Genomic DNA, 22,057 nt, shown 5'->3' on the forward strand with positions numbered 1-22,057 from the left:
GTTGTCGTGCGGTGATGCTGCTATTGCACGATAAGTCACCCGGGTCAGACTTTGAGGTATTTCCGGGTTGTCAGGAATGTCGGGACCACGGCGAGGATCAGTCCGACCACCACCATGATGAGCGTCGCCCGGAAGGTTTCCGCGGCGCCGACCCATTGCCAGACCCGGAACGTCTCCTCGGCCCGCTGCATGACGACGACGTACACGAAGACCCACAACGTGCCGCAGGCAAGGACCGCGCCGATCAAGGCGGCCAGCACCGCCTCCAGCAGGAACGGCAGCTGGATATAGAAGTTCGACGCGCCGACCAGGCGCATGATGCCGATCTCCCGTCTCCGGGCGTACGCCGCCAATCGGATCGTGTTCGAGATCTGCATCAACGCGGCGACCAGCAGCAGTCCAGCGGCGACCAGAGCGCCGACTTGCAACCCGTTGAGTGCCTTGAACAACGGATCGAGGTACTGCCGGAGGTCCTGCACGGTATCGACGCCGGGTAAGCCACTGACCGCGCTGACGAGGTTCTGATAGCGCTGTGGATCCTTCAGTTTGACCCGGTAGGACTCCTGCATCTGGTCCTCGGTGACCGTGCTGACGATCGGCGAGTCCTTGTACAGCTTCTTGAACGACTCGAACGCTTCCTTCTTCGACTCGCCGAAGACCCCGTCCGGTGCGGTGTCCGGGTTCGACTCGATCACCTGGCGGATCCGGTTCTTCTGCTCCTGGGTCACCTCGGCGCCGGCGCAGCCACGGCCGCCGGAGTCCTTGGTGCACATGAAGACCGAGATCTGGATCTTGTCGTACCAGTTCCCCTTCATCAGGTCGACCTGCTCGCGGGCGAGCAGCGCGCTGCCGAACAGCGACAGCGACACCCAGATGGTGACGACGACCGCGATGGTCATCGAGAGGTTCCGCTTCAGGCCGATACCGAGGTCGGAGAGGATGTAGTTCAAGCGCATTCTTCAGTCAGTCCCTGTACTCAGGCAGCGGTCTCAGTGCTGATAGCCGTAGACGCCGCGCGACTCGTCACGGACGACATGACCGTTCTCCAGCTCGATCACGCGCTTGCGCATCTGGTCGACGATCGACACGTCATGGGTGGCCATCACGACCGTGGTCCCGGTCCGGTTGATCCGGTCGAGCAGCTTCATGATGCCGACCGACGTACCAGGGTCCAGGTTTCCGGTCGGCTCGTCGGCGATCAGGATCATCGGCCGGTTCACGAACGCGCGGGCGATCGCTACCCGCTGCTGCTCACCGCCGGACAGCTCGTCGGGGAGCCGGTCCTCCTTGCCGTCCAGGCCGACCAGCTCGAGCACCTCGGGAACCGTCTTGCGGATGTGCGACCGGGGCTTGCCGATCACCTGCAGCGCGAACGCGACGTTCTCCGCGACGGTCTTGTTCGGCAGCAGCCGGAAGTCCTGGAAGACAGTGCCGATCTGGCGGCGCATCTGCGGGATCCGCCAGCTGGCCAGCCGGTTCAGGTCCTTGCCGGCCACCATGATGTGACCCCTGGTCGTCCGGTGCTCGCGCAGGACCAGACGAAGGAACGTCGACTTGCCGGACCCGGAGGTGCCGACCAGGAAGACGAACTCGCCTTTCTCGATCTCGACGTTGACGTTCAGCAGAGCGGCCTTGGACTGGCCCTCGTACGTCTTGGACACATTCTCGAAGCGGATCACGGGTCTATCCGGCCGTGGTCGGGAACAGGGAGCGACGCAGTGGTAACCACCATGGCACCGTACGCCACCGGAGCGGCCGTCGATCAGTGTAGGTGGTTCCGGGCGTGCCGCCGACCAGGCGTGCCGCTCCGAACGGGTGCGTCCGATAGACGGTCTACGACGTCAATCGTTGTACCGCGGCGAACCAGCGCCGGACCGAACTCTCAGGCGGGGGCCGGTGACGCGCCGTTGCCGTTGTCCGGGCGGGCACCCGCGATGCGGGCCACTCCCGGCTCGGGTTTCCGGCCGGCCCTGCGCGCGGCCTCCACGTGCAGGCGGGCCAACTCGACGGCCTGACGAGAGACCCTCACGGTCTTCTTCTCAGCCATGCTCCTCGTCTCCCTCGACGACCTCGATATCAGCATCCGCAATATCAGCGTACGCGGCCGGGCCGACCCGGTCGATCGCAACGGAGGCGGTCAGCGCGGCGACCAAATCGTAGTCCTCGGCCTGTAACAGCTCCGACCGCATCAGCGAACGCAGCGTCACGACTCCGGCGTCCGTCCCCGCCTCGTCGCCCTCGAGGATCTGCTCGACCGCCCAGCGGACCATCCGCATCGTCTCCTCGCGGTGCCGCCAGACATCGAGCTCACGATCCGACTTCCGGGTCAGATACGAGCCCAGGAACACACCGCCGAGCGCCAGCAGCGGGCTCATCACGGTCATCACCACACCCACGACCGAGATCCAGGTCGGAATCATGGACACACCCCGCCACTCACAAACGTCCTCCCAAACCCGTGGTGATGACCGGTCGATGATGCTACGAAGGAGCATTCCACCCGGCACGGACAGAACCGCGCCGGCAACCAGCGACCGATCCAAGGATGACAAGGAGCAGTGTCACCGTGACCAACGAACCCGACGCGTACGACGTGTTCGTGCAAGGCACGGTGTTCCTCGACATCGTGCTCACCGGCCTGGAGTCCGCGCCGACCACCGGGACCGAGATCTTCGCCGAGGGGATGGGCTCCTGCCCGGGCGGGGTGGCGAACTTCGCCATCGCGGCCGCCCGCCTCGGCCTGAAGAGCGGTCTCGCGGCCGTCTTCGGCGACGACGTGTACGCCGACTTCTGCTGGCGGACACTGGCCGACCAGGAGGGCGTGGACCTGTCCCACTCCCGCCGGATCGGCCACTGGCACTCCCCGGTCACCGTCTCGATGTCGATCGACCGGGACCGCGCGATGGTCACCCACGCCCACGAGGCCCCGGGCGACCCGAGCAAACTGGTCGGCCCGGGCCTGAACACCCGGTCCGCGATCGTGCCGGTCGCCGACGAGTTGCCCGGCTGGACCGTCGAGGCGCGAGAGTCCGGAGCGCTGCTGTTCGGCGACGTCGGCTGGGACCCGACCGACGAGTGGTCCCCGGCTGTGCTCGACGTACTGGAGGGTTTCTACGCGTTCACGCCGAATGCGGGCGAGGCGATGGCCTACACCCGCACCGACACGCCGAAGGCCGCGCTGCACAAGTTGGCCGATCGAGTACCGCTCGCGGTGGTCACCAACGGTGCGGACGGCGTACTCGCGATCGACTCCACCACGGGCGAGGAGGAGCAGGTCCCCGCCCTACCGGTCCGGTCCTACGACCCGACCGGCGCGGGCGACGTCTTCCTGGCGTCACTGGTCCTCGGCACCCTCCGCGGCTGGCCGCTGGCCCACCGCCTCGCCTTCGGCAACCTGTGCGCGGGCCTGTCCGTCCAGCACTTCGGCGGATCGCTCGCGGCCCCCGGCTGGGGCGACATCATCGACTGGGTCCGCGACCACAGCCGGCACCGTCCCGGAGGCGTCGACCCTGACATCCTGCAGCACTACACCTTCATCGGCGACGTCCTCCCCGAAGGCCCCGTCCCGATCGTCCGCCGGGCGTCGGCCACCATCGCCCGCCTGTCCGACGCCTGACCGCCAGACCGTCGCGGCGACGACCGCCAGCAGTACGCCGCCGGCCAGGAATCCCTGGGTGGGCGACGCCCGGTCGATCGCCAGCCCGGCAAGCACCGAGCCGGCTGAGCTGCCGAGATTGTTGGCCGTGTTGATCCACGTACTCGCCTCGGTGCGCTGGTGTGGCGGGGTGACGTCGTCCGCCGCCAGGTAGGCGACCACGAACAGTGGCGCCACAGCGAGCCCGGCGACCGCCATCACGACCCCGAGGACGACGAGGTTGGGTGCAAGCGACGCTGCCGATAGTCCGATGGCAAGTACGCCGATCAGCCCGGCAAGGTGAACCGGCCAGGACCGCGTGTGTTTCCGGCGCGCCCAGAGGAGTCCGCCGACGACGCTGCCCAGACCAATGCCCGCCTCGACGTACCCGGCCGCGCCGGGGTTGCCGGCCCGTTGAGCGACGCCGGCCACGCAGAGATAGGCGATGCTGACGCCGGACGCGGTGACCATGATCACGAGCAGGATCCGCCGTAGCGGTCGGATCGTGAGCGGCCCCAACGGGTGGCGGTTCGGCGGCGCCGCGGTTGCGTGGGTCGTGACCGGGCTCGTGACCATCAGGATGGTCCCGGCGAGCATGAGGACAGCGCAGCAGGTGAGCGCCGATCGGGCGGATGCGACGCTGATCAGTACGCCGGCGAGCAGCGGACCACCCAGATACAGCGATTCCTCGCAGACGGCGTCCAGCGCGTAGGCCCGTTCCTTCAGGTCGGAGCCGTCGGTGAGCAGCCGCCAGTTCGACCGCATCGACGGTCCCAATGGTGGTGCGAGGAGTCCCGCCGTACCGACCAGCAGCAGTACGACGCTGTCCGCCGTACGAGTCGATGCGACGAGAGCGACGGACGAGCCGGCGGCCAGCAGGGGAAGGACGCGACGCTGGCTGAAACGGTCGACGAGACGGGCTTTGTAGGGCATCGACAACGATGCGAGACCGAACAACGCGACGGCCGTCCCGGCGGTCGCGAACGAATTGGTGGACTGCTGGACAGTGAACAGCAGGGACAACGGGAGCAGACCGTACGCCAGCCGCCCGAACAACGCCGGCACGAACGTGCGCAACGCGAACGGCAGCAAGACAACATCACGGTAGCTCCCGGCACGAGAAGTGCCGGACATGAATTCGCTCCTAGAGATCCGAACAAACTGGGCTCAACCGCGCCATCCAGCGCAGGAACCCTCCCTAGTCACGAGAAGAAGACATGTCGCGAGCGTATCTCAGTCGAGTGTTCCACGCGGGGACACCCAGAGGTGGGGCTGGCCCGTGACGGCGGAGATGTGTTCGAAGTCGGCGTCGTAGTGCAGGATCACGGCGCCGTGCTGCTCGGCGACGGCTGCGGTCAGAAGGTCGATCACTCCAGCGGCTCGGTGATGGCCACGGGCAGCCATCCGGACCTGCACCTCCCGGGCCCGCTCGGCGATCGCCTCGCTGATCGGCAGATTGACGTACAGCGATCGCCGGCGCTCGCCGATCGTCTTCACGCCGGCGTGATCACGTCCCGAATAGCCGGCTTCGAGATCGACGGTGACACAGGTCGCCGCGGCACGGTCGACGATCAGCCCGGCGATGATCGATCGCACCGCCGGATGCCGGGCCCGCGCCTGCGCCGACGTGTCGATCAGGTAGAGCTTGCCGACCGACGCGACCGTGCTCAACGACGCGCCTCACGCATGATGTCGGGGTCGTCGATGTCCGGCCCGGCACCGAGCGCGAACGGGTCGTCCAGGAGCGCCTCGATCCGTTCGCGCCGCCTGGCCACGAACTCCAGCGCGGCGTTGACCGTGTCCTTCTTCGTCACTGTCCCCAGCTCCTTCGCGGCCAGCGCCAACGCCTCGTCGTCCAGATCGATCATCGTCTTCATATATACGACGGTATGTCGTTGTATATATACCTGGATATCCTCTGGCTCGCAAAGTCATCGGATCGTTGCCACAGCCTGCTGGGTGGAACTGCCCGGTCCGACCCAACCCCAGTCATAGGGTCTTGGGTGGTGCGCGGGCTGTGGGACTGCGCTGGATGGAGGACGTCTGATGGTGGGTGCTGGGATCAGTAGGCGGCGGGTGCTGGCGGCGGGTGGTGGGTTGGCGGCTTTGGCTGTGGCTGGGTGTAGGTCCGACTCGGGGCGGCCGGAGACCGGGTCCGGCGGGTCGAAGCCGGCGTTGGCGCAGTGGTATCACCAGTACGGCGAGGCCGGGACCCAGCAGGCGGTCGAGAGGTACGCGAAGGAGTACCCGGACGCGACGGTCGGCATCCAGTGGTCGCCGGGCGACTACGACAAGAAGACCGCTACCGCGTTGCTGACCGACCAGGGTCCGGACGTCTTCGAGTACGTCAACGGTCCGACGATCGACATGATCAAGGCCGGTCAGGTGGTCGAGCTGACCGACCTGCTCGGCGACACCTGGCACGACTTCACTCCGTCGCTGATCGCCCGGATGTCCTACCAGGACAGGCTTTACGCGATCCCGCAGGTCACCGACATGCAGCTGCTCGTCTACCGCAAGAGCCTGCTCAGCGCGGCCGGCCTTCAGCCGCCGCAGACGGTCGACGAGCTGCTCGCGGCCGCGAAGGCGCTGACCGCGGACAAGGTGAAGGGCCTGTTCGTCGGCAACGACGGCGGCGTCGGCGTGCTCGGCGGACCGGCGCTCTGGTCGGCCGGCCTGGACTACCTGACCGACGACAACCAGTTCGGCTTCGACGACCCGGCCGCGGCCGAGTCGCTGCGCAAGCTGCGCGAGTTGTTCACCTCGAAGACTCTGTTGCTCGGGGCACCGACCGACTGGTCCGACCCGTCCGCGTTCACCCAGGGGCTGACCGCGATGCAGTTCACCGGCCTGTGGACGTTGCCGGTGATCGAGAAGGCGTTCCCGGACGACTACGGCGTACTGCCGTGGCCGAAGCTGAACGCCAGCACCGGCAAGCCGAGCGTCCCGGTCGGCGCGTACGGGTCGTGCGTCAACGCGAAGTCGAAGAACGTCGACGCGGCGAAGAAGTTCGTCCAGTGGCTGTGGGTCGGCCAGACCGACAAGCAGCTCGACTTCGCCCAGTCGTACGGCTTCCACATCCCGGCCCGCAAGAGCCTGGCCGCGAAGGCGGAGAAGCTGAAGTCCGGCCCGGCCGCCGACGCGGTCACGTTCGTCAACCAGAACGGGCACGCCCAGACCCCGATCCTGTGGTCGCCCAAGTCCAGTTCGGCGTACTCCGATGCGCTCAACCGGATCATCCGCAGTGGATCCGATCCGGCCACCGAGATCAAGGCGGTCAAGGCCGTGGTGAACGCGGAACTCAAGCGCATCACCGGCTGACCGGATGGCAGAGTGGGTGCATGATCACCGTGCACCCACTCACCGACGACGACCGCGAGCTGATCGAGCTGGCCCGCCGGACAGTAGACGCGAACACCGACGGACCGGATGGCGTCTACACGATGGGCGCCGCGGTGCGTGGGGTGGACGGACGGATGTACGCCGGCATCAACCTGTACCACTTCACCGGCGGGCCGTGCGCCGAGTTGGTGGCGCTCGGCCGGGCCCGGGCGGACGGCGCGCGCGAGCTCACCACGATCGTGGCTGTAGGCAACGAAGGCCGTGGCGTCGTCGGCCCGTGCGGCCGCGACCGGCAGATCCTGGTCGACTACCACCCAGGCATCCGCGTCATCCTGCCGACTGCCGAGGGCGTCGGCTCGGTCCTGGCCACCGAGCTCCTCCCGGGCGCCTACCGCTGGACACCGAACCCCTGACCCACGCCGGACGGCTCCGAGTGCCGGAGCCATCCGGAACGGGATCAGTGATGCAGCCTGTAGGCCTGGTCGATCTCCTGGTCGACCGTGTTGCCCTGGCTGTCGGCGGCGGTGGTTCGCACCGACACCGTCTGCGCGTCCGCCGGGGTGCTGATCTCGGCGACGTACCGGTTGAGGCCGGTCCCGCGGACCTTGGCCGGCTGCCAGGTCGCGCCGTCGTCGGTTGACGTCTGCAAGCCGACGGTGGTCAGCGGGCCGACCTTTGCTCCGAGCAACGGTTTGAGCTCGAAGGGCAGCATATGTGTCGCACCGGTCTCGACAGCTGGCCGGTAGCCGACGGTCCACAGCGGCAGAGCGGTCTTGGTGGCCGTCGTACCGGACCTGAATCGCCACGAGCTGATGGTCCGGGTGGACACTCCGAGCGGCGACCCCACGGTCACCAGGTCCAGCTTGTACGTCGCCTCGTCCGGCGGGACGTCGACCGTCGCGGTCCCGTCGTTCGGCACCTTGACACGGGTGCCTCCGTCGGGGCTCACCGTGAAGGTACCGGTCCTGCGCGCGACATGTCCGGACCCGTCGGCACCTGCAGCCGACAGCGTGAGGACGTCACCCGCCCGCGAGAGGTCCGTCTGGTTGACGGCGTCGAAGGACTGGAACTGCAGCAGCCGAGCGTCGGCAGCGACCGGCGTCACGACCGTGTCGCCCCACTGACTGGGACACGTCCGCCCGGCCTGGCAGGTGACGGCAGACTGTGTGAAGCCGAGCCGGTCGCTGCCCGAGTACCGGACCTGGGGCTGCCAGCGAAAGTCGTCGGCCACGGTCACCCGGATGGTCGGTGTGGCCGGGAGCTTGGAGTACCGGTAGGTCTCGCCGAAGTCGATGCCGATCCTGGGCGAGATCCGCCAGGCGAACCACGCTGCGGTCGTCTCTGCGGCGCCCGCTGTGATCGTCGGCCGCAGCGTGGCCAGCTCGCTGTCGCGAACGGCCTTGGTGAAGCCGTCGAAGTATCCGTCGAGCTTCGACCAGTTCAGGTGGTACAGCACCGGACTGTCGATGTATTCACCGTCCGGGGTGGGTGTGCCGACGCCGAACTCGCTGTGCAGGGTGCTGGTCAGTCCGGGCACCGTCGGACCGATCTGACCGACGAACAGGGCCGGATCACCGGTGCCACCGATGCCGCCGCCGCGGTTGAACAACGGCGTCACCAGTTCGAAGGCGGCGATGGTGAATCCGTTGCCGGCCCGCTGATCCTGGACCGAGAGCCTGACCGGCTTCGCCTGCCGGGCATCGAAGGTGATCGTGCGATCAGCCGTCACATCGAGCTGCGGCAGGACCAGATCGATCGATTCCTTGCTCTCGGCGTAGACGCCGAAGACGGACTCCAGCAGGTAGTGCCCCTTGGGAACCCGCACCTTGTACTCGCTGCCGTCGCCCCCCAAGAACTCCTGCGACCCGTCGTGCCCTTCGGTCGCGTCGCGATCAATGAGGAAGTCGTAGTAACCCGATGTCTGCGCGCCGGTCCGGTCGAGGTGACGGAGGGTCAGGTCGTAGCTCTCCACCTCACGCAGTACGGCGAGAGTGGTGGTGAGCGTGTCACCGGAGGCCAGTCGCGCCGTCAGCCGGCCGGTGTACTGCCCGTCGGGCCCGGTGTGGTTGGTGTTCGAGGTGACGACGACCTCAGCGGTGCCATGTGCCGGAACGGTCAGCGACGACGCGCTCAGCTGCACCGCAGACTCGGGCGCCGGTGTGCCGTCAGGCGCCGTCAGCTCGGCCTCGAGCGCGAGCGGGACCGGCTGGTCGCCGTCGTTGGTGTAGGCGACGGTCTTGTCCTGCGGAGTGTCGTCGGTGTGCGGCCAGCGCTGCACGTCGTACTCGATCGCGTCGGTGCTCGGCACCACCAGCAGATTGACCCCGGTTGAGGCAGCGGGCGGCGCGGTGCGCCCGTCGTCGAGCCAGATCTTGCCGATGGGCTCTGCGGACCGGTGGGTGCCGGCCAGTTCGGCGTACAGGTCGGCGGCCTTGGCCTTCGAGACCCGGACCGCCGCCGGCCCGGAGGAGGTGACGACCAGCGGAAGGCCGTCGTCGTAGTTGAGCATCTGGCGCAGGTCGAACAGCCGCCGGTCGAGCCGATCGTCGGCGATCAACCGGCCGGCGTCGGACGGTACGACGAAGACGGCGCCGGGGGTCCGGTGGATCGAGAAGTGAACGTTCTTCCGGCCCGGGCCGGGGACGAACCGGACCTGGCGCAGATCCGGGGAGGTCTGCACTCGGTCACCCGTGATCAGGGTGACGGCGCGCTCGAGGCCGGCCGGCTGGACGGCCGGAGGCGGCGCGGCAGCGGATGGGGAGGACAGACCGATGGCTGTGACCAGTAACGTCACAGCCATCGGCACGAGTGATCGGCGGAAAGCTCTCATACCCAGCTTCTGTCCGATGCGGCCCGATCATTACAGCCCGCGGCACGCTCAGCTGGGCAGCCGGACCTCGCCCTCGCGGAACCACCAGGTGATGGCCTCGGCGGTCAGGATGCCGGCGCGGACGGCGGGATCGTCGGCTGCGTGGCGGCGGGCCTCCTCGATGCCGACGCGATAGAGGCACAGCCCGCGCAGCGTCTCGTCGTCGTGATCGCGGAAGGGGCCGGCAGCACCCATCACGCCCTCCTTGCGACGCGTGTCGAGGAAGGCGAGATGTGCCTGCTGGATCCGGTCCTGCTCGTCCTCGGGCAGGGCCGGCGGGTCTGCGGGACGCCGGAGCAGGACGAGCGTGATGCTCTCCATCCCGGGCCGCGGCGGCGTACTCACGCCCGCACCACCCGCTCGGAGAGCATGAAGGTGTTGCCGTCGGGGTCGTAGAAGGTGGCGAGGCGAACCTCGTCCGCGACCAGCCGCGTCTCACCGTCGAAGCGCGTCCCGTGCGATTCGAGGTGCTCGCGCGCCTTGTCGATGTCCCGTACGCCGAAGGTGACGACGACTCCGCCATCCGTCTTCGGGTCCTCGACCTGCCCGATCCCGATCGAGATCCCCGGCAGCGGCGTACTCAGCTCGGCCCACCCCCAGGCGTCCAGCCGGTGCACGACCTCGAAGCCCAGCGCCTGCTCGTACCAGCGCAGCGACCGCTCCAGGTCGACCACGTCCAGGGCGCAGACCGCGCGCCCGTCGTACTCGATCCCGCTCATAGTCCTGTTTTTATACTAGGCTTACTTTCGTGTCAACGCTCTCCCGCCTGGTGCACTACCGATGGGCCGTCCCGGTGCTCGCCGAGCTGCACCGCGGGCAGGGCGGACGTTTCGTGAACCTCACTCACACGCTCGGCGTCAGCCGGGAGTCACTGCGCCGTACGCTCGCCTTCCTCGCGGACACAGGCCTGATCGATCGCAACCCGGGTCACGGGCACCCGCTGAGGCCGGAGTACCTGCTCACGATCGAGGGAAAGCGACTCGGCGAACCGTCCGTCGCGCTGACCGATCTGCTCGTCGAGCTCGAACTGGAGGACGTCGGCCTGCGGAAGTGGTCGCTGCCGATCCTGGCCGTGCTCAACCGGGAGTGCCGGTACTCCGAACTGCGCGCAGCCCTTCCCGGCATGTCGAACCGCGCCCTCGCCCTGGCCCTCAAGGACCTCGCGACCGCCGGCCTCGTCTCCAGGACCGTGACGACCGACTACCCGCCCGCGACGCTGTACGGCGCGACCGGCACCGGCCGCCGCCTGGCCCAAGCAGCGGAACGGCTTCAGAACGCCGGGATGACGTCCTTGCCGTAGGCCGCGAGCGTCTCTTCCTTCCCGTCGTGCTGCAGGTACACCGCGAACTGGTCGACGCCGAGCGCCTTCAGCTCGGTCAGCCGGGCGATGTGGCGGTCGACCGGGCCGAGGATGCAGAAGCGATCGACCACCTCGTCCGGGACGAAGGCGGTGTGGGTGTTGCCGGCCCGCCCGTGCTCGGCGTAGTCGTAGCCCTTCCGGCCCTCGATGTAGTCGGTCAGCGCCTGCGGTACCGCGCCCGACGTGCCGTAGCGGCCGACGATGTCGGCCACGTGGTTGCCGACCATGCCGCCGAACCAGCGGGTCTGTTCGCGCTGGTGCTCCAGGTCGTCCCCGACGTACGCCGGTGCCGCGACGCAGAACTTGATGGCCGCGGGATCACGGCCGGCCTCCTCGGCAGAACGTCGTACTGCCGTGATCATCCACTCCGCGATGTCGGGGTCGGCGAGCTGCAGGATGTAGCCGTCGCCGACCTCACCGGTCGCGGCCAGTGCTTTCGGCCCGTACGCCGCGACCCACACGTCCAGCGCGCCCTTGTCGACCCAGGCGAACTTCAGCTGCTGGCCGCGATACTCGACTGTCTCGCCGCGGGCCAGCGCGCGGACCACTCGGACGCACTCCTTCATCTGGTCGATCGTGCCGGGCTTCGCCCCGAGCGTGCGCAGGGCGGAGTCGCCACGGCCGATCCCGCAGATCGTCCGGTTGCCGAACATCTCGTTCAGCGTGGCGAACTGGGACGCGATCACGGTCCAGTCCCGGGTGCCCGGGTTGGTCACCATCGGGCCGACGATCACCCGCTGCGTCGCGGCCAGGATCTGGCTGTAGATGACGAACGGCTCCTGCCAGAGCAGGTGCGAGTCGAACGTCCAGACGTAGCCGAACCCCGCGTCCTCCGCCTTGCGCGCCAGCTCCACGACCGCGGACGCCGGCGGATCACACTGGAACACCACTCCGAAGTCCACGGTCTTCCCCCCTTGTTCTACTGCAGGTACGACGACAGGCCGCGCCGCAGGAACTTCCCCCGGCCCTTCCGGCCATGGTAGTTGCCGTCGGCCACGATCACCTCGCCGCGCGAGATCACCGTGCCCACCCGGCCCTGGATCTCGACTCCTTCGTACGCCGAGTAGTCCATGTTCATGTGGTGCGTGTCGACGCTGATCCGGGTGGTCGCGTTCGGGTCGTAGACGACCAGGTCGGCGTCCGAACCGGGCGCGACGATGCCCTTCTGCGGGTACAGCCCGAACATCCGGGCCGGCGTCGTCGCGATCGTCTCGACCCAGCGCTCCAGCGACAGCTGACCGTCCACCACCCCTTGGTAGATCAGGTCGACCCGGTGCTCGACGCCGCCGATCCCGTTCGGGATCTTGGAGAAGTCGCCGACGCCGAGCTCCTTCTGATCCTTCATGCAGAACGGGCAGTGGTCGGTCGACACGATCGCCAGATCGTTGCTCCGCAACCCTTTCCACAGGTCCTTCGCGTGCGACTCGTACTTGCTGCGCAGCGGGGTCGAGCAGACCCACTTCGCGCCCTCGAATCCGGGCGCACCGAGCTGATCCTCGAGGGTGAGGTACAGGTACTGCGGGCAGGTCTCGGCGAACACGTTCCGGCCCGCGTCGCGGGCGGTGGCGACCGCCTCCAGGGCTCCGCTCGCGGACAGGTGGACGATGTAGAGCGGGCAGTCCTTCGCCACCTCGGCCAGTGCGATCGCACGGCTGGTCGCCTCGGTCTCGAGCGCCGCCGGGCGGGTGATGCCGTGGTAGATCGGGTCGGTCTCGCCGCGGGCCAGTGCCTGCTGCACGAGTACGTCGATCGCGATGCCGTTCTCCGCGTGCATCATGATCATCGCGCCGTTCTCCCGCGCGGTCTGCATCGCCCGCAGGATCTGGCCGTCGTCGGAGTAGAAGACTCCGGGGTAGGCCATGAACAGCTTGAAACTGGTGATGCCCTCGTCGGCGACCAGTTGGTCCATCGCCTTCAGGGCGTCGGTGTCGACGCCGCCGAGGATCATGTGGAACGCGTAGTCGATGTGACAGTTGCCGTCGGCCTTCGCGTGCCAGGCGGCCAGGCCGTCCTGGACGACCTCGCCGGTCCGCTGGACGGCGAAGTCGATGATGGTCGTGGTCCCGCCCCAGGCCGCTGCCCGGGTCCCGGTGTCGAAGGTGTCACTGGCCGCTGTACCGCCGAACGGGAGCTGCATGTGCGTGTGTGCGTCGATCCCGCCCGGGATCACGTACTTGCCGGCGGCATCGATCACCTCGTCCGGAGTGATCGACTGGCTGAACGACGGATCCAGCAGGGCAACGATCTTCTCGCCCTGGACCAGGACGTCCGCAACCTGCGTCCCGGTCGGCCCGACGACGGTCCCACCCTTGACCAGCAACGTCATGCCGGATTCTCCTTCGAGACGGTTCGTCCTACGGTTTGGTCAGGTCGCCGTACGCGTCCGGGCGGCGGTCGCGGTAGAACTGCCAGCGGTCGCGGACCGTGTCCAGCAGGTTCAGGTCCAGGTCCCGGACGATCAGTTCCGGATCGTGGTCGTGCCCGACGTCCCCGACGAACTTGCCCTCGGGGTCGACGAAGTACGACGTACCGTAGAAGTCGTTGTCACCGAAGTCGGACTCGATGCCGACCCGGTTGATCGCCCCGATGAAGTACTCGTTGGCCACCGCCGAGGCCGGCTGCTCGAGCTTCCACAGATACGCCGACAGTCCCCGGCTGGTCGCGGACGGGTTGAACACGATCTTCGCCCCGGCCAGCCCGAGCGCGCGCCAGCCCTCCGGGAAGTGCCGGTCGTAGCAGATGTACACGCCGATCCGGCCGACCGCGGTGTCGAAGATCGGATAGCCGAGGTTCCCGGGCCGGAAGTAGAACTTCTCCCAGAACCCCTTCACCTGCGGAATGTGGTTCTTCCGGTACTTGCCCAGGTATTTGCCGTCGGCATCGATCACCGCCGCGGTGTTGTAGAGCACCCCCGGCTGCTCCTGCTCGTAGACCGGCAGCACCATGACCATGCCGAGTTCCTTGGCCAGCGCGGCGAACCGCTCGGTCGTCGGGCCCGGCACGGACTCGGCGTACTCGTAGAACTTGGGATCCTGCAACTGGCAGAAGTACGGCCCGTAGAACAACTCCTGGAAGCACAACACGCGCACCCCGGCCGCAGCCGCCTGCCGCGCGTACTCCTCGTGGGCCTTGATCATGGACTCCTTGTCACCGGTCCACGACGCCTGCACCAACCCAGCCCTGACAACCTCCGCCACCAGAACCTCCCCAACTAGCCGAGCACCCATGCTCCATCCGCGCCCCCACAACCGTCAACGGATGCGGAAATCCGAGCCCGAACGGGCGCTCAGATCGTGACGGTGCGGGAGGCTTCGGCGACGACCTGCCCGGCGACTGTGGCACGGCTGGGCGGGAGGTGAGTGGTGTAGAGGTGGGAGCCGGCGCCCTGGATGATGTGGAGGTCGCGGGCCAGGTGGGCGGTCAGTTGGGTGACGGCTGAGCCTGTTGCCTCGTCCTCCCGGACGCCCATGGCGGGTGCGAAGGCGCGGGCCCGGATCAGGCCGCGGGATTCGTCCAGCCAGGCCCAGAGATACGAATGGCCGGCGGTGTACGACGCTGGCTCGGCGGCCAGGACGGCCTCGGCGGACTCGAGTTCCCGCCAGTCCCAATCGCTTCCCCAGGCGGTGTCCGCTTGTACGGCGAACAGGTCGCCCTGCCGCGTGACGGCGATGTCACCGACAGGCACTCGCAACGTGTCCACGGAGTGTCCCTGGGAGTGCAGCCACCACGAGACACCGACGGTCGGGTGGCCCGCGAAGGGCATTTCGGTGGTCGCGGAGAAGATTCGGATCGCGCCGGACGCCGCGTCGTCGACGTACGCGGTCTCGCTGTACCCCAGCTCGGCGGCCACCCGCAGCCGGTCCGCGGGCGGCACGAGGGCACCGTCGATGATGCCGAGCGGGTTGCCGAAGCGTCCGTCGGGGTCGGTGAAGACCCGGACGACGTCGACCGGGATCAGGGTCAAGGACTCAGAAGACGGCGATCGCGGCGATGACCGCGATGAGCACCACGGCGGCGCCGACGACAGCCAGCACCCGGCCGTTCACCTTCGGTTCGGTGGTGGCCTCGGCCTGGCCCTCTCTCACGAAGGCGCGGAACATCTGGGTGTTCGCGCCCGGGTCCTGCTCGTTGTCGACGTTCTGCGGGACGTTCTGGTCAGCCATGGCCCCAGACCCTACCTGGCGCGGGTGAAGCCACAGCAGACGCCTGTCGAAGCCTGACAAAGACCTGATGTACCATTTGGTACATGCGCTTCGATCATTCAGTCAAGGTCCAGGCCACGCCCCAGCGGGTCTGGGAGGTTTACAGCGACGTCGCCAGGTGGCCCGAGTGGACCCCGACGACCATCGACTCCGTCGAGCGGCTCGACGCAGGTCGCATCCACGTCGGCTCCAAGACGCGGATCCGCCAGCCGAAGCTCCGGCCCGCGGTCTGGGAGGTGACAGACCTCAAGGAAGGCGAGTACTTCGAGTGGGTCTCCCGGGCGCCCGGCCTGAAGACCACCGGCGGTCACCGCGTCATTAGTACGCCGGAGGGCACGGTCGCGACCGCCACGATCATTCAGGAAGGTCCGCTCGGCTGGCTGTTCGGCAGGCTGTACGCGAGTCTCACGCAGCGTTATATCGAGACGGAGACGGAGAAGCTGAAGCAGGTCAGCGAGCAGACGACCCCGACCACTGACACCCAGTGAGCCGAGAGAGCCTGCTGGACGGTGCCGTCGAGCACTTCGCGAAACACGGCGTGGGCGACGCGAGCCTGCGCAGCATCGCGGGCTCGATCGGCACCAGCCACCGGATGCTGATCTACCACTTCGGTTCCCGCGAAGGACTGCTCGCCGAAGTGGTCCGGACCGTCGAGCAGCAACAGCGCGACCTGCTGACCGAGGTGCTGGCCACCGATCTGCCGGTGGAGGAGCAGAACGACCTGTTCTGGCGCCGCGTCACCGAGGCGGCGCTGATCTACGGGCCGCTGTTCTTCGAGCTGAGCGCTCACGCGATGCAGAATCGCCCGCACACCGAGGCACTCAAGGCGGACCTGATCAACGTCTGGCTTCCGCCGGTGATCGAGCTGTGCATCCGCGCGGGCATCCCACCCGACGAGGCACCGGCGTACGCGCGGCTCGGTCTGGCGGCGTCACGCGGTCTGCTGTTCGACCTGCTCCTCACCGGCGACCAGGTCGGCGTCGACGAGGCGTCCGCGCTGCTGAACCGGCTGTTCAGTCTCCCGGCTCTGTAGGGGTTGCGACCCAGCCGGCAACGATCGGCAGCCGCGATTCCCGCAGTACTGCGGTGAACGCGAACGGCTGATCCAGCGCGACCTCGAGCCGGCGGGCCTGGCGAGTCGGCATCGAGGCCCGGACCATCGCCATCGACGTGACCGCCGCGGCCTCGAACCCGGTCGCGAAGAACCGCGCGAGCACCTTCTGCTTCGCCTGCCCGACGGCGAGCGGCACCGGGCTGATCGCACTGAAGTGGCCGCGGACCCCGGGATCCGCGGTGACCGTGGTCAACCCGAACAGCTCACGCAACTCCAGCAGGTCGTGCTCGGCCTCGACATTGAACGACGGCAGCGTCAGCTTCAGATCGGGCCGCGGCGCCGTGGTCTGCCCCACCTTCACCCCCGGCGCGAGCTCCGTACCGGGCTCCCCCTGATCGATCAGCGCACTCCCAGGTAGGCCGTCAGCCGGACGGGCCGCGGCACCGAGAAGACCCGCGAGCACTTCTGGCTGCGAACCCGATCCAACCCCGAGCAGTACGTCGACATCCGCATCGCCGCGAACCGTGATCACGGTCAGGTCGTCGTACCGCCGTACGGCGTCGAGGTCGCTGTCGACGCGCTCCAGCCAATGCCACCGGCCGCCGGCCCACGGTCCAGCCTGGACGCGCTTGATCTGCTCGGTGAACGGGCGGACCCAGGTGGTGCGCAGGGACAGCGCCGAGGCGAGGATGAGCATGACGTCGGGGTTGATCTCGACCGGCATCTCGCGGATCAGGTCGTTGGTGTGCTCCGCGGCCCAGGCGTCGAGCTTCGGCTTGTCGACGGCGGCGCGACCGGTGAGCGTGCCCATCAGCGGCGCCGGCACGACGCTGTCGAACGTCTCCGCGAGCTTCAGTTGCTCATTCACCCAAACGCCCAGCGCCGCATGCAGATCGGCCGAGCCTTCGATCGCCCGAACCAGCGACAGGGCGTCCTGGGACCCCGCCGCCGCGTCGACACCGGCGGCCTGCGCCAACTCGGTCCGGCCTGGCTCATCCGCGGCCGTCGCCAGGATCGCGAGCAGCGGCCACAGACCGAGCCCGGACACGACAGTGTTCCCCGCCGGAAGCGTGCGGGCCCAGCGAGCGGTGAGGTCATTGACTGCGCGCACCACGTCGGCATCCATATCTCCACCCTGCCACGCCGGACGCCCAGGCCATCACAATCGCCCGGCTCCGCGGTCGTTCCCCGCGGATGCGCCAGGTCCATGCGGAGGTGATGGCCTGGGCGTCCGCACCTCACCACGACTATTCGCCGAGATGACGCCGATTTTCATTTCACGGACGCCGCACCGACCGTCGAGACGATCGAACCTGTGACCGCCCCGGCCAATCCCTACGAGTAGTTCACCCAGCCGGCGACGACAGGTACGCCGGTCGGCCGGTGCACGGCGATGAACCCGAACGGCTGCACCAGTGATACGAGCAATGCCTTCGCGCCAGGCATCGGCGCGGAACCGGCGGCCATCGCCATCGTCGTGACGGCGGCCGCTTCGAAGCCGGTAGCGGAGAAGCGAGCCATCACCGCCTGCTTGGCCTGGTCGATCGCCAACGGCTGCGAACTCAGGCCAGGGAAATGCCCCTCGCTGGAATCCATCGCCGACGTCAGCCCGAACACGTCCGGATGCTCGAGCAGGTCATGCTCGGCATCGACCTCGAAGTACGGCAACGACAACAGCACCGACGGCACCGGCGACATCGAGTCGATCACTTCCAGAGCCGGCGCCGACGCCTCAGCCGCCAGCACCTCCGACCCGCTCACGCCGTCGTCACTCAGCTCGACCGCGGCCGCCAGCACAGCGCCCCGCCCACGACCGGTCTCACCGACCACGAGCCGTACGTCGAACTCCCCAGTGCCGACGACTGTTGCCACGGTCAACGGTCCGGCCGCACTCTCGTACACGCGCACGCTGTCGAGGTCATCGTCGCTCCGGCTCAGCCACCGTTGCCCATCGCGTGGATACTCGTTGAACGGCAGCACCCACTTCGTCCGCAACGCCAACGCGGACGCAAGCACCAGCAGCACGTCGGGCGTCAGTTGGATCGGCATCCGGTCCAGCAGTCCGTCAGTCTGCTCGACCACCCACGCGTCCAGCGCCGCCTGATCGGTCAACGTGCCGCGGACCTCGGGCGGCAGGAACCGGTCGACTCCCGGCTGCAGCGGGACCTCCGGCCGCGTCCACAGACCGAGCGCCATCCGGAGTTCGGGGGTCTGCAGCAGACCGTCGTACGGTCCGCCGGCGGCTTCGACGAGTTCGTCCCGCGCGGGTCCGACGGCCAGTTGGGCAAGGATCGCGAGCAACGGCCGGATGCCGAGCCCGGAGACAACCGTGCTGCCCTCGCCGGGCAGCTTCTCGATCCACCGAGCGGTCAGCCGACTGACCTGCTGCGCATCCATCCGGTCAACTGTCCTGGACGTCGGTGAAGTGCTCGACGTGCGGCGGGTTCGCGAAGTGCGGGCCGATCAGGCCGCGCCAGACACCGAAGGATTCGCTCGCCCGGAACGCCTCGTGCGCCTCGAGCGAGTCCCACTCGACCTGGAGCACGAAGCGCGTCGAGGTCTCGATACCGCGCGACATCCGAATGGTCCGGCTGCCGTCGGCGTTCTCGAGTTGCTTGCGGGCTTGCAGATAGGCGGCCGCGAACGCGTCTTCCTGGCCGGCGATCACATCGAACAACGCCACTTCGAGCACCATGCGGCCAACCCTCTCACACCGGATCAGCCGACGGGCTCCACCAGCGCCGGTCGCTCGGCGTCCGCCTTGGTCCGAGGCCGGCGTCGTACGACGGTGCACGCCATGCCACCGATCACCAGGACCGCCGCAATAGCCTGCTGCAGGCCGACTGCCTCACCGCGCCACCCCCACGCCGCGGCCATGCCGACGATCGGCACCAACAGAGAGAAGGGTGCGACGGTGCTCGCGTCGTACTGGCGTAACAAGTAGCCCCAGGCACCGAATCCGAACAGCGTTGCGGCGAAGGCGAGGTAGCCGATCGCCCCGATGCCTGTCAGGTCGATCCCGCGCAGGGCCTCGAGATCCGTGTGCGGTCCCTCGGTGAGGAGCGACAGGATGAGCAGGGGTACGACGGCGACCGCACTGACCCAGACCATGAAGCGCAAGGTGTCCTGCGGCTTGGCGTAGCGGGTGATGGTGTTGGACACGCCCCAGAACGCACCGGCGACGATCACCAACGACAGCGCGCCGAGCGGTGCGGCCAGTCCGCGATCGAGCATGATCAGCACCATCCCGAGGCAGGCGATCGCAATGCCGATCACCTGCGCCTTGCGCGGCCGTTCCCGCAGTACGACGACCGCGAACAGGACCGTGAAGATCACCTGACACTGCAGCACCAGCGACGACAGTCCGGCCGGGACGCCATGATCCATCGCGGTGAACAGCAGCCCGAACTTCGCCACCCCGAGCGCGAGACCGACCCCGACGACGTACCGCCAGGCCACCGGTGGACGGCCGAGCAGGAAGATCGCCGGGACGGCGGCGAAGAAGAAGCGCAAGGCGGAGAAGAGCAGCGGCGGGAAGTCCTCGAGGCCCACCTCGATGACGACGAAGTTCACGCCCCAGACCACGACGACCGCGAGCGCGAGGAGCAGGTCACGAGGTTTCATGCGGTCCAGTCTGGGTCGGCGTACACTTAAGGACCAGCACCGATTGCTACCGCCATCACTTTAGGAGTGCTGAATGATCGATCTCGGCCGGCTCCGTGCCCTGCACGCCGTCGCGCAGTACGGGTCGGTCAACCGCGCGGCCGAGGTGCTCGGCTACACGCCATCGGCGGTCTCCCAGCAGCTGACCAAGCTGGAGCGCGAGACACGGACGACGCTGATCGAGCGGCAGGGACGCGGGATCGTCCTCACCGACGCCGCCCGGCAGCTGGCGTCGACCGCCGCGCGCATCCTTGAACTGGTCGAGGACGCTGAACTGACGCTGGAAGAGCAACGTGGACAGGCAATCGGCACCTTGAAGATCGCCGCGTTCCCGACCGCCGCGCGCGGCCTCCTGCCGCAGGCGCTGGCGCGGCTGATCGACGAGAACCCGGGTCTGGATGTGCGGGTGACCGAGACCGATCCGTTCGAGGCGGTTGCCGCGGTCGGTCGCGGGGAGATCCACGTGGCGGTGGTGCACGACTGGCAGAACACTCCGCTCAGCCTGCCGGAGGGACTGTCCCGGGTGAAGCTCGGCTCCGATCCGGCCGACGTCCTCGTCCCGGCGGCGCACCGCCTGGCCGGCAAGGAGTCTGTCCGGGCGGAGGACCTGGTCGGGGAGCGATGGATCTGCCAACCGGCCGGCTCGATCTGTCACGAATGGCTGGTCCGGACGATGCGCCGGGCCGGCGTCGAGCCCGAGATCGCCTACTCGGTCGCGGAGTACCAGACGCAGTTGGCGATGCTTGCCCGAGGCATCGGCATCGGCCTGCTCCCCCGGCTCGGCCGTGGCACGCTCCCCGACGCTGTGGTCGTCGTACCGCTGCAGCCGGTCCCGAGCCGCCGCCTGTACGCCGTCTGGCGCACGACTACCGCCCGTCGCCCGGCGATCGCCGTCACCCTGCAGACCCTGACGACGGTCTGGCCTGACCGCGACACCGCCTGATCGGATGTGATCGCCCGGCTGAGCGCCCCTCAGCCGGCCCCGACGAGGATGCGGAGTTTGGCTTCGGTGTCCTCGTCGGCGGCGGTGTAGACGTTGGCGCGGAGTTGGCCGGCCTGGGTCAGCCACATGGTGGCCGGCTCGATGCGCAGAATGCCGACCTTGGCGTTGTCCAGGACCTTGATCCGGGTGCTCGGCGCGGCGACGTCGTACCGCTCCCAGAGCTCCGCGAACAGCGGGGAGCTCGCGAGGAGCCGCTGAGTCAGGTCCTGCCACACCGGCTCGCCCAGGTGGTGGGCGAGCGCGGCCCGATACGCGGCGACCATGTGGTGCTTCATCGACTCCGACTCCGCGAAGCTGCACCGCCATTCCTGCGACACGAAGGTCAGCCAGAGCATGTTGCGTTCCTCGACCGGGATGGCACGCATGTCCAGGACCACGTCACAGTACGCGTCGTTGAACGCGAGGATGTCGTAGCGCGAGTTCAGCACGAGCGCCGGGTACGGCGAGACGGCGTCGAGCATCTTCTGGATCGACGCGGGCAGCACCGAGCACTCGCCGCGCGCAGGGCCGAGCTGGACGCCGGCCAGCGTGTAGAGGTGGTTGCGTTCCAGCCGGTCGAGCCGCAGCGTGTTGGCCACGGCCTCGAGCACCTGCGCCGACACGTTGATGTCCCGGCCCTGCTCGAGCCAGGTGTACCAGGTGACGCCGACTCCGGCGAGCAGCGCGACCTCTTCCCGCCGCAGCCCCGGCGTCCGCCGCCGGCCACCCGGCGCGAGGCCGACCTCCTCCGGCTGGATCCGCTCCCGCCTGCTGCGCAGGAACACCCCGAGCTCCCTCCGCTGCTCCGCCTTGACCACGCTGCCCGTCGTGTCCGCGGACGCCGGTGTCGGAGCCGGCGCGGAGATTCTGTCGGTGGTGGCTGGGATGGTGGTCATGGTCCTATCCTGGCGTGAGATCCAGCCTGGTGCCAGGTGGTGTCAATACCAGGAT

At 68.1% G+C, this 22,057-nt stretch carries 26 protein-coding genes and 1 pseudogene; 7 read left to right on the forward strand and 20 right to left on the reverse strand.

What is annotated here, in order from left to right:
- Nucleotides 1-44: 44 nt before the first annotated feature.
- From ftsX to OG817_RS28565, 4 genes are all read right to left on the reverse strand, one after another.
- The gene (gene ftsX / locus OG817_RS28550) at nt 45-956 is read right to left on the reverse strand and encodes a permease-like cell division protein FtsX (protein ID WP_396395544.1); all 912 of its coding nucleotides are present in this window, start codon (nt 954-956) and stop codon (nt 45-47) included.
- 33 nt (nt 957-989) lie between these two features.
- A complete protein-coding gene (ftsE, locus tag OG817_RS28555) occupies nt 990-1,679 on the reverse strand; it encodes a cell division ATP-binding protein FtsE (protein ID WP_131364582.1) in 690 nt (229 codons plus the stop codon).
- 203 nt (nt 1,680-1,882) lie between these two features.
- Nucleotides 1,883-2,047, reverse strand: a complete 165-nt coding sequence (locus OG817_RS28560) for a hypothetical protein (RefSeq protein ID WP_360445271.1) — start codon at nt 2,045-2,047, stop codon at nt 1,883-1,885.
- Nucleotides 2,040-2,420 (reverse strand): hypothetical protein, encoded by a 381-nt coding sequence (locus OG817_RS28565; RefSeq protein WP_396395545.1) that lies wholly within the window; start codon nt 2,418-2,420, stop codon nt 2,040-2,042. The genes OG817_RS28560 and OG817_RS28565 overlap by 8 nt, the downstream gene beginning before the upstream one ends.
- Nucleotides 2,421-2,566: 146 nt before the next feature.
- Here OG817_RS28565 and OG817_RS28570 point away from each other — a divergent pair, with 146 nt between their 5' ends.
- Entirely contained in the window at nt 2,567-3,616 is a 1,050-nt protein-coding gene (locus OG817_RS28570; RefSeq protein WP_406047667.1) for a carbohydrate kinase family protein, read from the forward strand.
- A 12-nt stretch (nt 3,617-3,628) separates the two neighbouring features.
- Here the strand turns inward: OG817_RS28570 and OG817_RS28575 are convergent.
- The 3 genes and pseudogenes from OG817_RS28575 to OG817_RS28585 all read right to left on the reverse strand — a co-directional run.
- A pseudogene (locus tag OG817_RS28575) lies at nt 3,629-4,768 on the reverse strand (MFS transporter); the annotation flags it as partial.
- A gap of 99 nt (nt 4,769-4,867) precedes the next feature.
- Nucleotides 4,868-5,305: a PIN domain-containing protein gene (locus tag OG817_RS28580; protein ID WP_406047668.1), complete on the reverse strand. Its 438-nt coding sequence runs from the start codon at nt 5,303-5,305 to the stop codon at nt 4,868-4,870.
- Entirely contained in the window at nt 5,302-5,511 is a 210-nt protein-coding gene (locus tag OG817_RS28585) for a type II toxin-antitoxin system VapB family antitoxin (RefSeq protein WP_202867746.1), read from the reverse strand. The genes OG817_RS28580 and OG817_RS28585 overlap by 4 nt, the downstream gene beginning before the upstream one ends.
- A gap of 235 nt (nt 5,512-5,746) precedes the next feature.
- Between OG817_RS28585 and OG817_RS28590 the strand changes: the two genes are divergently transcribed.
- Both OG817_RS28590 and OG817_RS28595 read left to right on the forward strand, forming a co-directional pair.
- Nucleotides 5,747-6,955, forward strand: coding sequence for an ABC transporter substrate-binding protein (locus OG817_RS28590; RefSeq protein WP_406047669.1), 1,209 nt, complete (start codon nt 5,747-5,749; stop codon nt 6,953-6,955).
- Between the two features lie 20 nt (nt 6,956-6,975).
- Nucleotides 6,976-7,389: a cytidine deaminase family protein gene (locus OG817_RS28595; protein ID WP_406047670.1), complete on the forward strand. Its 414-nt coding sequence runs from the start codon at nt 6,976-6,978 to the stop codon at nt 7,387-7,389.
- Nucleotides 7,390-7,433: 44 nt separating this feature from the next.
- Here OG817_RS28595 and OG817_RS28600 read toward each other — a convergent pair whose 3' ends face one another.
- From OG817_RS28600 to OG817_RS28610, 3 genes are all read right to left on the reverse strand, one after another.
- Nucleotides 7,434-9,776, reverse strand: coding sequence for a hypothetical protein (locus OG817_RS28600; RefSeq protein ID WP_406047671.1), 2,343 nt, complete (start codon nt 9,774-9,776; stop codon nt 7,434-7,436).
- A 78-nt stretch (nt 9,777-9,854) separates the two neighbouring features.
- Nucleotides 9,855-10,190, reverse strand: a complete 336-nt coding sequence (locus tag OG817_RS28605) for a YciI family protein (RefSeq protein ID WP_406047672.1) — start codon at nt 10,188-10,190, stop codon at nt 9,855-9,857.
- Nucleotides 10,187-10,564: a VOC family protein gene (locus OG817_RS28610; RefSeq protein ID WP_406047673.1), complete on the reverse strand. Its 378-nt coding sequence runs from the start codon at nt 10,562-10,564 to the stop codon at nt 10,187-10,189. Before OG817_RS28610 ends, OG817_RS28605 begins: the two co-directional genes overlap by 4 nt.
- Nucleotides 10,565-10,593: 29 nt before the next feature.
- On the opposite strand from OG817_RS28610, the gene OG817_RS28615 reads away from it, so the two are divergent.
- Nucleotides 10,594-11,145, forward strand: coding sequence for a winged helix-turn-helix transcriptional regulator (locus OG817_RS28615; RefSeq protein WP_406047674.1), 552 nt, complete (start codon nt 10,594-10,596; stop codon nt 11,143-11,145).
- On the opposite strand, the gene OG817_RS28620 is transcribed toward OG817_RS28615, so the two are convergent.
- The 5 genes from OG817_RS28620 to OG817_RS28640 all read right to left on the reverse strand — a co-directional run bounded on the left by OG817_RS28620 (nt 11,115) and on the right by OG817_RS28640 (nt 15,368).
- Nucleotides 11,115-12,107, reverse strand: a complete 993-nt coding sequence (locus OG817_RS28620) for a TIGR03842 family LLM class F420-dependent oxidoreductase (RefSeq protein WP_406047675.1) — start codon at nt 12,105-12,107, stop codon at nt 11,115-11,117. The genes OG817_RS28615 and OG817_RS28620 overlap by 31 nt on opposite strands.
- 17 nt (nt 12,108-12,124) lie before the next feature.
- Nucleotides 12,125-13,531 (reverse strand): dihydropyrimidinase, encoded by a 1,407-nt coding sequence (gene hydA / locus OG817_RS28625; RefSeq protein WP_406047676.1) that lies wholly within the window; start codon nt 13,529-13,531, stop codon nt 12,125-12,127.
- Between the two features lie 28 nt (nt 13,532-13,559).
- Nucleotides 13,560-14,402: a nitrilase-related carbon-nitrogen hydrolase gene (locus OG817_RS28630; RefSeq protein WP_360445297.1), complete on the reverse strand. Its 843-nt coding sequence runs from the start codon at nt 14,400-14,402 to the stop codon at nt 13,560-13,562.
- An 89-nt stretch (nt 14,403-14,491) separates the two neighbouring features.
- A complete protein-coding gene (locus OG817_RS28635; RefSeq protein WP_406047677.1) occupies nt 14,492-15,169 on the reverse strand; it encodes a PhzF family phenazine biosynthesis protein in 678 nt (225 codons plus the stop codon).
- A gap of 4 nt (nt 15,170-15,173) precedes the next feature.
- Nucleotides 15,174-15,368 carry a hypothetical protein gene (locus OG817_RS28640; RefSeq protein WP_393387242.1) on the reverse strand — a complete coding sequence of 65 codons (195 nt, stop codon included), beginning with the start codon at nt 15,366-15,368 and terminating at the stop codon, nt 15,174-15,176.
- 83 nt (nt 15,369-15,451) lie between these two features.
- On the opposite strand from OG817_RS28640, the gene OG817_RS28645 reads away from it, so the two are divergent.
- Both OG817_RS28645 and OG817_RS28650 read left to right on the forward strand, forming a co-directional pair.
- Nucleotides 15,452-15,895, forward strand: a complete 444-nt coding sequence (locus OG817_RS28645; RefSeq protein WP_406047678.1) for an SRPBCC family protein — start codon at nt 15,452-15,454, stop codon at nt 15,893-15,895.
- Entirely contained in the window at nt 15,892-16,440 is a 549-nt protein-coding gene (locus OG817_RS28650; protein WP_396395558.1) for a TetR/AcrR family transcriptional regulator, read from the forward strand. The genes OG817_RS28645 and OG817_RS28650 overlap by 4 nt, the downstream gene beginning before the upstream one ends.
- On the opposite strand, the gene OG817_RS28655 is transcribed toward OG817_RS28650, so the two are convergent.
- From OG817_RS28655 to OG817_RS28670, 4 genes are all read right to left on the reverse strand, one after another.
- Nucleotides 16,421-17,587, reverse strand: coding sequence for a serpin family protein (locus OG817_RS28655; RefSeq protein WP_406047679.1), 1,167 nt, complete (start codon nt 17,585-17,587; stop codon nt 16,421-16,423). The two genes, OG817_RS28650 and OG817_RS28655, sit on opposite strands and share 20 nt — an antisense overlap.
- Nucleotides 17,588-17,796: 209 nt before the next feature.
- A complete protein-coding gene (locus tag OG817_RS28660) occupies nt 17,797-18,858 on the reverse strand; it encodes a serpin family protein (protein ID WP_406047680.1) in 1,062 nt (353 codons plus the stop codon).
- Between the two features lie 4 nt (nt 18,859-18,862).
- The gene (locus OG817_RS28665; RefSeq protein ID WP_360445311.1) at nt 18,863-19,156 is read right to left on the reverse strand and encodes an antibiotic biosynthesis monooxygenase; all 294 of its coding nucleotides are present in this window, start codon (nt 19,154-19,156) and stop codon (nt 18,863-18,865) included.
- A 23-nt stretch (nt 19,157-19,179) separates the two neighbouring features.
- Nucleotides 19,180-20,085: an EamA family transporter gene (locus OG817_RS28670; protein WP_406047681.1), complete on the reverse strand. Its 906-nt coding sequence runs from the start codon at nt 20,083-20,085 to the stop codon at nt 19,180-19,182.
- A gap of 73 nt (nt 20,086-20,158) precedes the next feature.
- Between OG817_RS28670 and OG817_RS28675 the strand changes: the two genes are divergently transcribed.
- The gene (locus OG817_RS28675; RefSeq protein WP_406047682.1) at nt 20,159-21,067 is read left to right on the forward strand and encodes a LysR family transcriptional regulator; all 909 of its coding nucleotides are present in this window, start codon (nt 20,159-20,161) and stop codon (nt 21,065-21,067) included.
- 29 nt (nt 21,068-21,096) lie between these two features.
- On the opposite strand, the gene OG817_RS28680 is transcribed toward OG817_RS28675, so the two are convergent.
- The gene (locus OG817_RS28680) at nt 21,097-22,002 is read right to left on the reverse strand and encodes a helix-turn-helix transcriptional regulator (protein WP_406047683.1); all 906 of its coding nucleotides are present in this window, start codon (nt 22,000-22,002) and stop codon (nt 21,097-21,099) included.
- Between the last annotated feature and the right edge of the window lie 55 nt (nt 22,003-22,057).

This window comes from Kribbella sp. NBC_00889 (genome assembly GCF_045207705.1).
Taxonomy (GTDB): domain Bacteria; phylum Actinomycetota; class Actinomycetes; order Propionibacteriales; family Kribbellaceae; genus Kribbella.

Bases quoted from the DNA above. Each gene is read 5' to 3' on its own strand.
- OG817_RS28680 (WP_406047683.1), bottom strand. From the start codon at position 22,002: ATGACCACCATCCCAGCCACCACCGACAGAATCTCCGCGCCGGCTCCG.
- OG817_RS28660 (WP_406047680.1), bottom strand. From the start codon at position 18,858: ATGGATGCGCAGCAGGTCAGTCGGCTGACCGCTCGGTGGATCGAGAAG.
- OG817_RS28560 (WP_360445271.1), bottom strand. From the start codon at position 2,047: ATGGCTGAGAAGAAGACCGTGAGGGTCTCTCGTCAGGCCGTCGAGTTG.
- OG817_RS28655 (WP_406047679.1), bottom strand. From the start codon at position 17,587: ATGGATGCCGACGTGGTGCGCGCAGTCAATGACCTCACCGCTCGCTGG.
- OG817_RS28610 (WP_406047673.1), bottom strand. From the start codon at position 10,564: ATGAGCGGGATCGAGTACGACGGGCGCGCGGTCTGCGCCCTGGACGTG.
- OG817_RS28670 (WP_406047681.1), bottom strand. From the start codon at position 20,085: ATGAAACCTCGTGACCTGCTCCTCGCGCTCGCGGTCGTCGTGGTCTGG.
- OG817_RS28675 (WP_406047682.1), top strand. From the start codon at position 20,159: ATGATCGATCTCGGCCGGCTCCGTGCCCTGCACGCCGTCGCGCAGTAC.
- OG817_RS28600 (WP_406047671.1), bottom strand. From the start codon at position 9,776: ATGGCTGTGACGTTACTGGTCACAGCCATCGGTCTGTCCTCCCCATCC.
- OG817_RS28645 (WP_406047678.1), top strand. From the start codon at position 15,452: ATGCGCTTCGATCATTCAGTCAAGGTCCAGGCCACGCCCCAGCGGGTC.
- ftsX (WP_396395544.1), bottom strand. From the start codon at position 956: ATGCGCTTGAACTACATCCTCTCCGACCTCGGTATCGGCCTGAAGCGG.
- OG817_RS28665 (WP_360445311.1), bottom strand. From the start codon at position 19,156: ATGGTGCTCGAAGTGGCGTTGTTCGATGTGATCGCCGGCCAGGAAGAC.
- OG817_RS28585 (WP_202867746.1), bottom strand. From the start codon at position 5,511: ATGAAGACGATGATCGATCTGGACGACGAGGCGTTGGCGCTGGCCGCG.
- OG817_RS28640 (WP_393387242.1), bottom strand. From the start codon at position 15,368: ATGGCTGACCAGAACGTCCCGCAGAACGTCGACAACGAGCAGGACCCG.
- OG817_RS28595 (WP_406047670.1), top strand. From the start codon at position 6,976: ATGATCACCGTGCACCCACTCACCGACGACGACCGCGAGCTGATCGAG.
- hydA (WP_406047676.1), bottom strand. From the start codon at position 13,531: ATGACGTTGCTGGTCAAGGGTGGGACCGTCGTCGGGCCGACCGGGACG.
- OG817_RS28565 (WP_396395545.1), bottom strand. From the start codon at position 2,420: ATGATTCCGACCTGGATCTCGGTCGTGGGTGTGGTGATGACCGTGATG.